13 protein-coding genes are annotated in these 13,798 nt (G+C 29.3%); all 13 read left to right on the forward strand.

Going from position 1 to position 13,798, the window contains the following annotated elements; genetic code table 11:
* Positions 1–31: 31 nt before the first annotated feature.
* Genes JI750_RS18440 through JI750_RS18500 form a run of 13 tightly spaced genes read left to right on the forward strand, consistent with a single transcriptional unit; the run spans position 32 to position 13,796 of the window.
* On the forward strand, positions 32–958 hold the full coding sequence (locus tag JI750_RS18440) for an alpha-1,2-fucosyltransferase (RefSeq protein WP_202005684.1): 927 nt from the start codon (positions 32–34) through the stop codon (positions 956–958).
* The gene (locus tag JI750_RS18445) at positions 955–2,091 is read left to right on the forward strand and encodes a glycosyltransferase (RefSeq protein WP_202005693.1); all 1,137 of its coding nucleotides are present in this window, start codon (positions 955–957) and stop codon (positions 2,089–2,091) included. Before JI750_RS18440 ends, JI750_RS18445 begins: the two co-directional genes overlap by 4 nt.
* Positions 2,088–3,110, forward strand: a complete 1,023-nt coding sequence (locus JI750_RS18450) for a glycosyltransferase family A protein (protein WP_202005696.1) — start codon at positions 2,088–2,090, stop codon at positions 3,108–3,110. The genes JI750_RS18445 and JI750_RS18450 overlap by 4 nt, the downstream gene beginning before the upstream one ends.
* Positions 3,107–3,907, forward strand: coding sequence for a hypothetical protein (locus JI750_RS18455; protein ID WP_202005699.1), 801 nt, complete (start codon positions 3,107–3,109; stop codon positions 3,905–3,907). Before JI750_RS18450 ends, JI750_RS18455 begins: the two co-directional genes overlap by 4 nt.
* Entirely contained in the window at positions 3,904–4,980 is a 1,077-nt protein-coding gene (locus JI750_RS18460) for a glycosyltransferase family 2 protein (protein WP_202005702.1), read from the forward strand. The genes JI750_RS18455 and JI750_RS18460 overlap by 4 nt, the downstream gene beginning before the upstream one ends.
* Positions 4,981–5,009: 29 nt before the next feature.
* Positions 5,010–6,104 (forward strand): glycosyltransferase family 4 protein, encoded by a 1,095-nt coding sequence (locus tag JI750_RS18465; RefSeq protein ID WP_202005705.1) that lies wholly within the window; start codon positions 5,010–5,012, stop codon positions 6,102–6,104.
* Complete coding sequence (locus tag JI750_RS18470) at positions 6,104–6,775, forward strand: acylneuraminate cytidylyltransferase family protein (RefSeq protein ID WP_202005708.1); 672 nt, start codon at positions 6,104–6,106, stop codon at positions 6,773–6,775. Before JI750_RS18465 ends, JI750_RS18470 begins: the two co-directional genes overlap by 1 nt.
* Positions 6,759–7,859 (forward strand): acyltransferase family protein, encoded by a 1,101-nt coding sequence (locus JI750_RS18475; protein WP_202005711.1) that lies wholly within the window; start codon positions 6,759–6,761, stop codon positions 7,857–7,859. The genes JI750_RS18470 and JI750_RS18475 overlap by 17 nt, the downstream gene beginning before the upstream one ends.
* Before the next feature lie 24 nt (positions 7,860–7,883).
* On the forward strand, positions 7,884–8,924 hold the full coding sequence (gene neuB, locus JI750_RS18480) for an N-acetylneuraminate synthase (RefSeq protein WP_202005714.1): 1,041 nt from the start codon (positions 7,884–7,886) through the stop codon (positions 8,922–8,924).
* Between the two features lie 4 nt (positions 8,925–8,928).
* Positions 8,929–10,050: a UDP-N-acetylglucosamine 2-epimerase gene (neuC, locus tag JI750_RS18485; RefSeq protein WP_202005718.1), complete on the forward strand. Its 1,122-nt coding sequence runs from the start codon at positions 8,929–8,931 to the stop codon at positions 10,048–10,050.
* Positions 10,050–11,447 (forward strand): UDP-glycosyltransferase, encoded by a 1,398-nt coding sequence (locus JI750_RS18490; RefSeq protein ID WP_202005721.1) that lies wholly within the window; start codon positions 10,050–10,052, stop codon positions 11,445–11,447. The genes neuC and JI750_RS18490 overlap by 1 nt, the downstream gene beginning before the upstream one ends.
* Before the next feature lie 34 nt (positions 11,448–11,481).
* Positions 11,482–12,915, forward strand: a complete 1,434-nt coding sequence (locus JI750_RS18495) for an MBOAT family O-acyltransferase (protein WP_202005724.1) — start codon at positions 11,482–11,484, stop codon at positions 12,913–12,915.
* The gene (locus tag JI750_RS18500) at positions 12,915–13,796 is read left to right on the forward strand and encodes a hypothetical protein (RefSeq protein ID WP_202005728.1); all 882 of its coding nucleotides are present in this window, start codon (positions 12,915–12,917) and stop codon (positions 13,794–13,796) included. The genes JI750_RS18495 and JI750_RS18500 overlap by 1 nt, the downstream gene beginning before the upstream one ends.
* The last annotated feature ends 2 nt before the right edge of the window (positions 13,797–13,798 follow it).

Consider the following 13,798-nt stretch of genomic DNA (forward strand, 5'->3'; position numbering starts at 1 on the left):
TAGATGAAAAACAAAAAACTAATTTTAATTTTTGCTTGATAAAAGATACGGATTGATTACATTTAAAAGTTTAGGGAAAAAGGGGAATTTAGGAAATCAGCTTTTTCAAATTGCGTCAACTATTGGAATTGCCAAAAAAAACGGACATGAGGTTGTATTTCCAGAATGGCCTTACGCGAAAAATTTTAATTATAATTTTCAATTTTATAAAGAGGATGATTTTCAGTTTAAGCAGATAGTTGAAAACTCATATGCATTTCACGAATGGAATTTAGATTCGGGAAATTTTGATGTGAACGGAGCATTACAATCTGAAAAATATTTTGAGAGAGCTTTTACAAAACAAGTATTTGAATTTAAAAGAGATTTTTTAAATAAAATTCTAGAGAAGCACCAATATTTATTTAAAAAGAAAACAATTTTTATTTCTGTAAGAAGAGGTGATTTTGTTTATCATCCAGATTACTATCAACTGCCTTATCAATATTATTTTTTGGCATTAAAAGAAAATTTTCCAGATTGGAAAGAAAGAAACTTAATTTTTACCAGTGATGATATTAAATACTGTAAGTATCATTTTGGTTTTTTAGACAATGCAATTTTTCTAGAAAATCTTTCTGCTATCGAGCAATTAGCAGTTAGCTCTCAAGGGGAAGATTTTATTATTAGCAATTCAACATTTTCGTGGTGGTGTGCATGGCTTGGAGAAAAAGAAAACAGCAAAATTATAAGACCTTTAAAAAATTTCAGAGGAGAAATAGCCAAAATTAATGACGATTCAGACTATTTTCCAGAAAGATGGATACCATTTGATTTTAAAAAAAGGAATATAGAATTAAAATATCTTGGTTTGATAATCAAGGGAAGAAGTTTTCAAATATTTGATTTTACGCATTTTGCTTTAACACAAAGTGTTTTATTTCTGAAAAAAATAATTAATAAAGTTTTCCATAAATGAAAATCCTTTTAGTTTCAATGCCGTCAATTCATGTAATTAGGTGGATAGAAAATCTCAAAGACACAAATTTTGATCTATATTGGTTTGATGTTTTGGACAGAGGAAAATTAAAAACGCTTGATTCCGTTACTCAATTTACAGGTTGGAAAAAAAGGAAAAAGGCATATATAAAAGGAGAGTATTTTCTAAGTAAAAAACTTCCTAATTTGCACGAAAAAATTCTTCCACTTCTTGAAGTAACAACAAATGATGCTTTAAAAAAAATAATTGAAGATATTCAACCAGATATTGTTCATAGCTTCGAAATGCAGAGTTGCTCGTATCCTATTTTGAAAATAATGAGAAAGTTTCCAAAATTGAAATGGCTATATTCGTGCTGGGGCAATGATCTTTTTTATTATATGAATTTTAATGATCATAATTCGAAAATAAAAAATGTATTAAAAAGGGTTGATTATTTGCATACAGATTGTAAAAGAGATTTCAATTTGGCAAGTAAATTAAACTTTTCAGGAAAATATTTAGGTGTAATACCAGGCGGTACTGGATACAAAATAAAAGAATTAGAGCCTTTTAGATTACCAATTCAAGCTAGGAAAATCATTTTGGTTAAAGGTTATGAACATATTTTTGGGCGAGGTATAAATATTGTTAAAGCACTTCATTCGTTAATATCTGAAATAAATGATTATGAGGTTGTCATTTTTGGAGCACACCATAGTGTTATAGATTACATTAAGACCTATCAACTGGGCTTTAGGGCCTATGATAGGCATGAATTGCCTCACGATGAGTTAATTAAATTAATGGGAAAATCTTTAATTTACATTGGGAATAACATATCAGATGGAATGCCTAATACTTTATTGGAAGCTATTGTTATGGGAGCTTTTCCAATACAATCAAATCCAGGCGGGGTCACAGAAGAAATAATTTGTAATAATGAAAACGGACTTTTAATTCAAAGTCCAGAATCGATCGAAGAAATCAAAGAGAATATTTTAAAAGCAATTTCAGATATAAATTTACTGGAAGAGGCATCATTAAAAAATCAAAAAATAGCTAGCGAAAGATTGGAGTATTCCAACAACAAACAGAAAGTGATTGAAATGTATAAAACTATTATGAAATGAGGTTAGGTTTTAATCCAAACAAAGATCAGGAAACGGCTAGTTTGACATATTCTCATCAAATTATTATTCCTGTTTATATTCCTAACCAAAATGATTATTTTAAAAATGGTTTGGTGATTCTTAAACTATGCTTAGAGTCATTATTTCTTACCATTCATAAAAAAACTTTTATAACTGTTGTCAATAATGGAAGTTGTGACGAGGTGAAGAATTACTTGCAGGAATTGTATTTAGAGAAAAAGATTCATGAAGTTTTAGAAACAATAAACATTGGAAAATTAAATGCGATTTTAAAAGGCATAGTTGGGCATAATTTCCCGTTAATTACAATTGCAGATTCAGATGTTTTATTCCTGAATGGCTGGCAAAAAGCCACGTATTCTATTTTTGAAAATTTTCCTAAAGCTGGAGTAGTTTGTCCTACGCCATCATCTCGCTCATTAAGAACTTATACTTCAAATATTTATTGGGATAATTTTTTTTCAAAAAAACTGGCTTTTTCAAACGTTAAAAATCCTTCGGCTTTAAAAAACTTTGCTGTTAGTATTGGAAATCCTGAATTTTACAATAAAAATCATTTAGAAAAATATTTTACAATTTCGAGTAACAACAAAAAAGCTGTGATTGGAGCAGGGCATTTTGTAGGGACTTACAGAGGAGAAATTTTTAATAGCTTGGAAGCAAAATATTCTAATTATAAATTAGGAGGAGATAGTGAAAGCAATATTTTAGATATACCGGTAGTAAAAGAAGGCTTTTGGCGTTTATCTTCAGAAGATAATTATGCTTATCATATGGGCAATGTTGTAGAGCAATGGATGTATGATGAAGTTTCTAAATTAGAAAAAGTTGACAAAGAAATTGATTTTAAACTCAAGCCGATAGGATCTAGTCCAAAATGGCTATACATTATTAAAAGTAAAGCTTTTGGTAAATTTATTTTAAATAAAAAAATAATGAAGTATTTCTTAATCTTCAAAGGATTACCTTCTAAAGATGCTGAAAATTACCTGATATGATTGATAAAACAAAAATTGCTATTCTTACTACTGTTGCAAATTTTGAATTGTATAAAAAAACGGCAACAATTTTTCCAGAAAACATCGATAAGATAGCTATTGATGGTACTACTGGATTATATGGTCTAAACAGTATTGATTTTATGTTTCAAAAACTTAAAAATAAAAAATACGAATGGATCATAATGGCAGATGAAGATGTGTTTTTTTACGATTCTAATCTTATTTTTGATTTAATTGACCATATGGACAAAAATGATTATCAGATATGCGGGGTTAGAGATGGAGGGCTAATCAAACATAGATTTCATAATCCTGAAGCAATAAATACTTTTTTTTCCATACTAAATTTTAAGAAATTGGCTGAAAATTATAATTTTCAGTTAGTTAAAACATATCAAAAATTTATTCCTGAAATTTATACTAATAAGGATTATTCTTTTTTAAAATATAATTACGATATACAAAGTCTGAAAGAACCATATTATTGTTTTTATTTCTGGGCTATTCTAAATGATTTTAAAATTCTTTATCTCGATACTATAAACCCAGTTAACGACGATCAGACTGGAAACATAATTCTTGATTTAAATGGGAACAAAATTGCCTTTCATAGTTGGTATGCTCGAGCGTATAAAGTTTATGAGGATCAAACGATAAGAATTGATGCTTTTTTAAATGAATTTCAAATTCAAGCAGCATATCTAAACATGAAAAATGTGATTGTTTTTAAGAAAAGATTTTTCAATTTGAAGAAGAGGCTTAAGGGAATTATCAAAAAAAGTATCAAAAAATGATAACCATAATTTTTCCTTATCGAGATAGAGACCTTATTAGAATTGAAAAATCATTGGATTCTTTGAGAAATCAAACAAATCAAAATTTTAAGGTATTGTTTGTTGATTACGGATCTAAAATTCAATTTTCAAATCAGGTTCGTAGTTTAGTTGATTCCTATAGTTTTGCAGAATACTTTTATAGTTACAACAATAAGCAGCCTTGGTCTCGTTCTAAAGCAATAAATGTAGGTTTGAAATTAACTGAGACTCCTTTTGTTTATATTGCTGACATCGATCTTATTTTTAGAAATGATTTTGTAGATATTCTTTTCAAATTGCAGGATCCTAAAAAAGCTTATTATTTTAAAGTAGGTTTTTTAAGTAAAGAGGAAACAGCCCTTACAAAGGATTTTTTAGATTACCAAATTTCGTTTTCTAGTGAGGCTAGTGCCCAAGGATTATCACTGTTTCCTATGAAAGAGATAAATGATGTTCAAGCCTTTGATGAATTTTTACATTTTTGGGGAGCAGAAGACAATGACCTTCATTGCAGATTAACAAGAGCTGGAGTCGAAAGTATTTTTTATGACAAGGAAATCACGCTTTTACATCAATGGCATGAAAGTTATCGGAAAAGCGAAAGAAATACTTTAACGAAAGAACTTCAATTGAAAGGAGTTGTCAAATTAAATCAACAGCATTTAATCAACAACCTAAAGAATGAGGTTATTAAAGTTAATAGCAAAAATTGGGGGATGCCAATTTCTGAAAAAGACTATTATGAATTAGAAAACTATGACTCTTCGATAATTCTGACTAATAAAATAGAAGTAGTTAATCATTTTTTATTTGTAGAATTACCTAGATATGAAAAAAGAATCTTGTCAATTCAATTTGTAGAAGACTCTTTTCAAAGCACCTTAAAATATAGGGTAAAAAAAATATTAGGGAAAACGGTGCCTAAATACTACTCTTTGAAAGAAATTAATGATTTGTTGCTGCTTCATATTATTTCCTTTTATCACATTTTTCCTTATTCTTATGAAATAAGCAGTGATTTAAAAAGCATTAATTTTAAAATAAAAAAATAAATATTTATTGTTTACTCAAATCTCACCAAATGTCTAAAGTTATTCTAATCTCGCAAATACCTTTACCGTATTCAGGTATAGGAAGTTGGACGACACTATATCATAACTATTTGAGTGATGATCATAGGGTAGATTATATAATTTGTGGAAAGCCAGAGGAGACTTATCCACAAATAAAATATGGAATTGTTAAAGATACTAATTGGTTAAAATTTCAAAAGAGAGTTTTAAAAAATAAGTATATCAGTTATTTTAATGAGCTTGAAAAGATTCTCGAGAAAGACGAGAAATTTATAATTCAAATTATTGATAATTTCGGAATTGTTAAACCATTAATTGAGTTTTTAGACAAACAAAAGAAAAGAAAGAAGTGCTACCTTCAGTTTTTTTACCATGGTTTTCCACCTTTTCATGAAAATTTTTATGGCAGATGGTTTTTTGAGGGCATCGATGAAATGGTTTTATTAACAAATGACTCCTACAAAGCGCATAAAGACTATTACACTGTTTTGCCTACAAAATTTTCAGTTTTACACAATGGAATAGATACTTCTAAGTTTCATAAAGTAGATTTGAAAGAAAAGCAAAGTTTAAGAAAACAGTTAGGCATTACAAATAAAAAAATATTTATCTGGTGTTCTCAGGATCGTCCTAAAAAAGGATTAGATTTTATTTTAGATGTTTGGAAAAGAATTAATGCTATCCAGAATGACACCATTCTTTTAGTAATTGGTGCAAATCGAGATATAAAAATAGAAGGAGTTTCTTTTTTAGGAAGATTACCCAATAATGATTTGCCAAAGTATTATCAAATGGCAGATTGTTATTTGTTTCCAACACTTTGGCATGAAGGTTTTGGATTGAGTTTAATTGAAGCTTTACATTGCGGCTGCTATTGCATTGCTTCTGCAAATGGAGGAGTTCCTGAAGTTTTACAGTATGGGAAACTAGGCAAACTGATTGAAAATCCCAATTTTATTGAAGATTGGGTACAGGCTATCGAATTGTTTCTGGAAGAAAAGGGAACTCATAATATTTCAATTCCTGAAAATTTATACTCCACAAAAAGTTGGAATCAAGGAATGAATACAATTATTGAAAACGCAAAATTGAATTTTAGCTAATGAAAACTATTGCAATAATTCCTGCGAGAGGAGGCTCTAAACGATTGCCAGAAAAAAACACCAAATTACTTGGTGAAATTCCTCTTTTGGCTCATTCAATTTTGTATGCAAAACAAAATAACGCAATAATTGATGAAATTTATGTTTCGACAAACGATGATAAAATCAAGAAAATTGCATTAGAATATGGTGCAAAAGTAATCGATCGCCCAGAATCATTATCAGGAGATTTGGAACCAACAGTGACAGCATTAAAACATGTGTTAGAATCAATAGAGTATGATGTCGAAAATGTAATTTTATTGCAACCTACAAATCCGTTGCGTCCAGAAAACTTACTTAAAGATGGGTTTGATTTTTATTTAAAAGGAAATCATGATAGCTTATTTACAGTTTCTCGAAATCATCAGAAATTTGGAAAAATAACCGATGGTAAGTTCGTGCCATTTAATTATGAAATAGGACAAAGAAGCCAAGAGCTTGAACCTCTTTTCTTTGAAAATGGTTTACTTTATATTACAAAATCTGAAAAAATTTTAAGTGATGTAATTATATCAAAAGATGCTTGCCCATTTGAGATAAATCATATTTTTGCGAGTCTTGATATTGATACGCAAGAAGATTTTGATTATGCACAATATTTATATTTATTAAATGACAAAAAACAATAATTTTTTTTCTAATTTGAATGGCGTTCGATTTATAGCCGCGGCTATGGTAATAATTAGCCATATAGAGTTAGGCAAGTCTTATTTCGGAATTGAAAATGAATTTAGTAATCTGAAACAATTAGGAGTCTTAGGAGTATCTTTGTTTTTTGTTTTGAGTGGGTTTTTAATAACTTTTTTACTTTTAGAAGAGAAAAATAAAAACGGTCAAGTCAATCTTAAGTTTTTTTATTTAAGAAGAATATTAAGAATTTGGCCTCTCTATTTTCTAATTGTGATTCTTTCTGTTTTTATACTGCCTCATATAGAGATGTTTAATATTCCTAATATGACTTTAAAGTTTGACTATAATTCAGAATTTATAAAAGTCATTGTTTTATTTCTTTTTTTTCTAACGAACATTCTAATTTCAATAAAATTGGTTCCTTTTGCGACTCAAACATGGTCAATTGGAACAGAAGAACAATTTTATCTAATATGGCCGTTAGTCATAAACAAGATAAAAAAATTGGAGAAGTTGTTTATTGTGATAATTGTACTTTATAATATTCTCCTTATTTTATTAAAAAGCAATATTCTTCCAGAGATCAAATATTCAAATATATTTCAAGCCTACATTAGGTTAATTCAGTTAGATTCACTTGCTTTTGGAGCACTAGGGGCATGTTTTCTTTATAAAAGAAGTAATATTCTCTCTAAAATAGTAAATAATTTTTCTTTTTATATATCACTTATTACTTTAATTTTTGTAGTTGTATTTCATTCAGATGTCATATATTTTAAATCTTCATTTGTTGCAATTTGCTTTATCGTTATTATATTAAATTTGGTTCATAATAAAACACTTCATAATATACTTGAAAATAAATTCTTTTTCAAGATGGGAGAAATTTCATATGGTTTATACATGTATCATCAAATGGTAATTGCATTTTGCATTAATTTTTTACTAAAGTATAGTAGTTTTAATAATACTGTCTTGTACATTTTTACATTTGTAGTAACTATCCTAATTTCAATTGCATCATACAAATTCTTAGAAAAACCTTTCATCTTAAAGAAAGATAAATACTCATTTAGAAATTAAACAGTTAATAGAATTTAAGACATAATGAATCCATACATAGAAATAGCAGGCCGCAAAATTGGCCTAGATTACCCACCATTAGTGATTGCTGAAATAGGAATTAATCACGAAGGATCTCTTCAGGTTGCAAAAGAAATGGTTGATGCAGCTCAGAGAGCTGGGGTAGAAGTTGTAAAACATCAAACGCATATCGTTGAAGACGAAATGACCGGTGCTGCAAAAAAAGTTATTCCAGGAAATGCAGATGTTTCGATATATGAAATTATGGAACGTTGTTCACTTAATGAAGAAGAGGAGTTGGAACTTAAAAATTATGTAGAAAGCAAAGGCATGATTTTTATTTCGACACCATTCTCACGTGCGGCAGCAGAAAGATTAAAGAAGTTTAATATTCCAGCCTATAAAATAGGATCCGGAGAATGCAATAACTATCCTCTATTAGAACATATTGCTTCTTTTGGAAAACCAGTAATTGTAAGTACTGGAATGAATACAATTGAAAGCATTCGAAAAGCAGTAGCTATATTTGATAAACATAATGTTCCTGTTGCTTTATTGCATACTACAAATTTATATCCAACACCAATTCATTTGGTTCGTTTTGGAGCTATGATAGAATTGAATCAAGCTTTTCCAAATAAAGTTTTCGGTTTAAGCGATCATACACTGAATAACAATGCTTGCTTAGGCGCGGTAGCTTTAGGCGCAAGTATTTTAGAGAGACATTTCACAGATCACATGCAACGTACTGGACCAGATATTGTTTGCAGTATGGATGAGAATACTTGTCGTGAACTAATTGTTTCAAGTGCAGAAATTGCTCGAATGCGTGGTGGCTCAAAAAAACCTGCTGATGAAGAACAAGTAACTATTGATTTTGCTTTTGCAACAGTTTGCTCAATTACTTCAATTAAAAAAGGAGAATTTTATACTAAAGAAAATATTTGGGTTAAAAGACCTGGAACAGGAAAAATTTTAGCAGAAAGTTTTAATGATATAATTGGTAAAACAGCAACAAGAGACATTGAGAATGATGAGCAATTAACCTGGGAGGATATTCTGTAAATAGATGAAAAAAATCCTTTTTTTAACGGGTACACGAGCAGATTTCGGAAAAATAAAATCATTAATATCAATTCTTGAAAAACAAAAAGAATTTGAAGTTTTTGTTTTTGTAACAGGTATGCATTTGCAACAAGAATATGGATATACCTTGATAGAAATTGAACGTTGTAAATTTAAAAATATCCACACTTTCGTGAATCATACTCATGAAACCACAATGGATCTTACTCTTGCAAAAACTATCGAAGGATTTTCTAGTTATTGTAATACTATAAAACCAGATATGATTGTTGTTCACGGTGATCGTGTTGAAACTCTAGCAGGAGCAATTGTAGGTTCACTCAATAATATTCTTGTGGCACATATAGAAGGGGGAGAAGTATCAGGAACAGTAGATGAATTAATAAGACATAGTGTGAGTAAATTGAGTCACATTCATTTTGCATCAAATGCTGAAGCCGAAAAAAGATTGATTCAAATGGGAGAAATTAAAGAATCTGTTTTTACGATTGGTTCTCCCGATATTGATATCATGTTTTCAGAACAGCTTCCAGATTTAGCAACCGTAAAAAAGTATTATAATATTTTATTCGAAGAATTTTCAATTGTAATGTTTCATCCTGTAACAACTGAAATTAATGCAATGAAACAGTATACAGAAAATTTTGTCGCTGCACTGCTACAAGACAATCATAATTATGTGGTCATTTATCCAAATAATGATTTAGGAAGCCATTTTATTTTAGATAGCTATGAGAAGTTAAAAAATAATGAACGATTTAAAATTTTTCCTTCACTTCGTTTTGAGTACTTTTTAACTCTTTTAAAAAATAGCAAATTCATTATTGGAAACAGTAGTGCAGGTATTCGCGAAGCGCCTTATTATGGCATTCCGATTATTAATATTGGCACTAGACAGCAAAATAGAGCAATACACGCTGATATAATAAATGTGGATTATTCGGAAAGCGAAATCGAGGAGGCTCTTTCAATTATAGACTCTCATAAAGTACAAAAAACAGAAAATGATTTTGGACAAGGAAATAGTGCAGAATTATTTCTTAATTGCCTCCAGAAATCGGATATTTGGCAGCTCAATCACCAAAAACAATTTAGAGATAGTTAATGCCAAATAAAAAAGTTTTTATTTTACTTCCAGATGGTGTTGGACTTAGGAATTTTGCTTTTTCTAATTTTTATAAGATAGGATTAGAATGCAAATTCAATATAGTCTATTGGAATAATACACCATTTGATTTGACAAGTTTAGGTTTTAATGAAATTAAAATTAAAAACGCTAAAACAAATCCTCTAACAGACAGTTATAAAAATGCTCGAAAGCACATTGAGCTGAATCTTAACATAAAAAGAGCAGGAGATGCTGTTTATGATTCTTATCGTTTTCCTTTTTTCTTTAAAAGTGTAAAAGGAGCAGTCAAAAGTTACGCTGCAAAACTATTTATTGCAATAAATAATTCAGAGAGAGGTTTAGAAAAGGTCAGAGAAAAGATAAAATTCCAAGAAAAGAAAACGAGGTTTTACCAAGATTGTTTGCAAACACTTCAAGAAGAAAAACCTCACTTTGTATTTTGTACAAACCAGCGTCCGGTTTTAGCAATTGCCCCAATATTAGCTGCTAAAGAACTTAACATACCAACAGGAACATTTATTTTTTCATGGGATAATTTGCCAAAAGCGACGATGGTTATAGAAACCGATTATTATTTTGTGTGGAGTGAGCACATGAAGGAAGAACTTCTGAAATATTATCCATACATACTAGAAAATCAGATTTTTGTTGTTGGAACCCCACAATTTGAAAGTCATTTTAATCCGGATGATATTATAGACAGGATTAAATTTTTTAATGATCATAATCTTGATTTAAGTAAAAAATACATTTGTTATTCTGGTGATGATTTTACGACCTGTCCAGATGATCCCAAATATTTATCGGATGTTGCAGATGGAGTAAGAAGGTTAAATGAACAAAATAATCATTTATTAGGAATCATATTTAGGCGTTGTCCAGTTGATTTTTCAACTAGATATGATGAGGTTCTTGAGAGAAATGAAGATTTGATCGTACCAATTGATCCGATATGGAAAAAAAATGGGACTGAATGGAATACCATTTTGCCAACTCAAGAAGATGTTAAATTATTGACTAATACAATATTTCATACCGAAATGGTGGTAAACCTTGGGTCTTCAATGGTATTTGATTATGCTTGTTTTAAAAAACCATGCGCGTTTTTAAAATATGATGTTCCAAATAAAATAGATATGAATTGGTCAGTATCTAAAATTTACAATTACGTACATTTTCGTTCGATGCCAGATCAAAATGCAGTTATTTGGTTAAATTCAGCAGATGAAATTACAGATAAAATTCGAAACGGATTGAATACAAATGGAACATTAGAAAGTGCCCAAAATTGGTTTAAGATTATTAATCAGGAACCGCCAGAAATTTCCTCAGCTAGAATATGGAAATCAATTGAAACAATTCTTAACTACTAAAAACTTTTTAATTTAGATAAAATTATTTTAATTTATGTTTTTTAACTCATTGACTTTTGCCATCTTTTTACCAATCGTTTTTTTACTTTATTGGTTTGTCTTCAATAAAAATAAAAATACGCAAAATGCTTTATTAATTGTTGCGAGTTATTATTTTTATTCTTGTTGGGATTGGAGGTTTCTTTTCTTATTAGTTTTTTCTACATTTTTAGATTATTTCACTGGAATTCAAATCGAGAAAAGTAACTCTGAAAAAAGCCGGAAATTTTGGTTTTGGCTTAGCATTTTAGTGAATCTAGGTTTTTTGGGAATTTTTAAATACTATAACTTCTTTGCAACATCATTTGCAGAAATGTTTACTTCATTTGGATTTAAAGTAAGTCCATTTTTATTGAATGTAATTCTGCCTGTTGGAATTTCATTTTACACTTTCCATGGATTGTCTTATGTAATTGATATTTACTATAAAAGAATAAAAGCTGAATATAATTTTATTGATTATTCCTTGTTTGTGAGTTACTTTCCTCTTTTAGTAGCTGGACCAATAGAAAGGGCAACACATTTATTGCCGGAGTTAAAGGAAAAACGCGAGTTTAATTTAAAAAAAGCAAAAGAAGGAGTTTATCAAATTGTTTGGGGTTTAGTTAAAAAAGTAGTTATTGCCGATACTTGCGCAGTATATGCAAATGCTATTTTTGATCATTATCCTTCAATGAATTCATTTTCATTGATTTTGGGAGCAATTTATTTTGCGTTCCAGATTTATGGAGACTTTTCAGGATATTCAGATATCGCCCTAGGCGTTTCTAAATTATTTGGTTTAGATTTATTAAGAAATTTTAATTATCCTTATTTTTCAAGAGATATTGCAGAGTTTTGGCGCCGTTGGCATATTTCGCTTTCTTCTTGGTTTCGAGATTATTTATATATTCCGTTAGGAGGAAGCAAAGGTGGTCTTTGGATGAAAATTAGAAATACTTTTATCATCTTTATTGTTAGCGGATTTTGGCACGGTGCCAACTGGACATACATTGTTTGGGGATTTATAAATGCAGTCTATTTTCTTCCTTTATTGTTGTCCAATAGTAATAGAAACAATATGGATTCTGTTACTTTAAAATGGAATTTTGATTCCGTTCGAGTATTATTTAGCATTTTAACCACTTTCTTATTGACTTGTGTAGCTTGGGTATTTTTTAGAGCAAAAACAATAACTGATGCCATTTTATATTTAAAAAAAATATTTACTAATGGAGAGTTTAGCGCTCAATATTTAGATAACGAACGATACAATTATGAATTATTATTAATGATTGGTTTGTTTGTTTTGGTTGAATGGAATAATAAAACCAAGGTCGAGCCAATTTCTGGGAAAAGGAGTATACTTAAAATGGCTTTAGCTATTATGGCTATTATAGCTTTTGGGACTTATTCAGATTATAAAGAATTTATTTATTTCCAATTTTAATGAAGAAGTTTTTATTGTACATATTAGGGGTTTTTATTTTAACAATTTCAATAGCAGTTATTTTAGACGGATTGTATACTTATGTTTTTATGCAGTCAAGAAACCGTGGAAAAATCGAAACCGTTTTTAATTCTACAGCAAAAAAATATGATGTAGTAATTTTAGGTTCTTCAAGAGCGAATAATCATTTTGTGTCGCAAATGTTTGAAGACAAGGGGTTAAAAACATTTAATTACGGAATCAGTGGCGGGCATTTGTTTGAAGCTTCATTAATATTGAAATTGATGATTGAAAGAAAATATGAAATCAAAAATGTAATTCTTGAAGCAGATTTGAATTTAGCAAGTGATCGTCAAGCCGAAGGAATTGCTGCGTTGTTTCTGCCATATATTCATAATTCAGAAATAATTAAAGAACATTATAGAAATCAAAGTAATTTCAATGAGTTATACTATATACCATTTTATAGATATATAAAAAATGATAGTAAAATTGGTTGGAGGGAAACATTTTTTACAGCAATACGCAAGAAAACAAATTCCTTAGAAAATTTAGGATATCATCCATTAGAAAAACATAAAAATGGCAATATGAAAAACAATATTGTCAATTTGAATCCACTGCCAAACAATAAATATTACGAAGAGATTAAAGATATATGTAAAAAGAATGGGATCAATTTTATTGCTGTTATGACGCCAATGTGCGAGAATGTGGTGGGTATGAATTATTTTGACAAAGTAAAAAAAGCATATCCAGAAATTTACAATTACGAAAATACAGTTATTGAAAACAAATATTTTTCTTCATGTGGACATATGACAGATGAAGGAGCAAGATTGTTTACCGCTAGAATTATTAAAGATTTTTTTAATAAATAATT

Source organism: Flavobacterium tagetis (genome assembly GCF_016735615.1).
Taxonomy (GTDB): domain Bacteria; phylum Bacteroidota; class Bacteroidia; order Flavobacteriales; family Flavobacteriaceae; genus Flavobacterium; species Flavobacterium tagetis.

Coding starts and splice junctions, on each gene's coding strand:
- neuB (WP_202005714.1), top strand. CDS start 7,884: ATGAATCCATACATAGAAATAGCAGGCCGCAAAATTGGCCTAGATTAC.
- JI750_RS18470 (WP_202005708.1), top strand. CDS start 6,104: ATGAAAACTATTGCAATAATTCCTGCGAGAGGAGGCTCTAAACGATTG.
- JI750_RS18490 (WP_202005721.1), top strand. CDS start 10,050: ATGCCAAATAAAAAAGTTTTTATTTTACTTCCAGATGGTGTTGGACTT.
- JI750_RS18465 (WP_202005705.1), top strand. CDS start 5,010: ATGTCTAAAGTTATTCTAATCTCGCAAATACCTTTACCGTATTCAGGT.
- neuC (WP_202005718.1), top strand. CDS start 8,929: ATGAAAAAAATCCTTTTTTTAACGGGTACACGAGCAGATTTCGGAAAA.
- JI750_RS18500 (WP_202005728.1), top strand. CDS start 12,915: ATGAAGAAGTTTTTATTGTACATATTAGGGGTTTTTATTTTAACAATT.
- JI750_RS18450 (WP_202005696.1), top strand. CDS start 2,088: ATGAGGTTAGGTTTTAATCCAAACAAAGATCAGGAAACGGCTAGTTTG.
- JI750_RS18475 (WP_202005711.1), top strand. CDS start 6,759: ATGACAAAAAACAATAATTTTTTTTCTAATTTGAATGGCGTTCGATTT.
- JI750_RS18445 (WP_202005693.1), top strand. CDS start 955: ATGAAAATCCTTTTAGTTTCAATGCCGTCAATTCATGTAATTAGGTGG.
- JI750_RS18460 (WP_202005702.1), top strand. CDS start 3,904: ATGATAACCATAATTTTTCCTTATCGAGATAGAGACCTTATTAGAATT.
- JI750_RS18455 (WP_202005699.1), top strand. CDS start 3,107: ATGATTGATAAAACAAAAATTGCTATTCTTACTACTGTTGCAAATTTT.
- JI750_RS18495 (WP_202005724.1), top strand. CDS start 11,482: ATGTTTTTTAACTCATTGACTTTTGCCATCTTTTTACCAATCGTTTTT.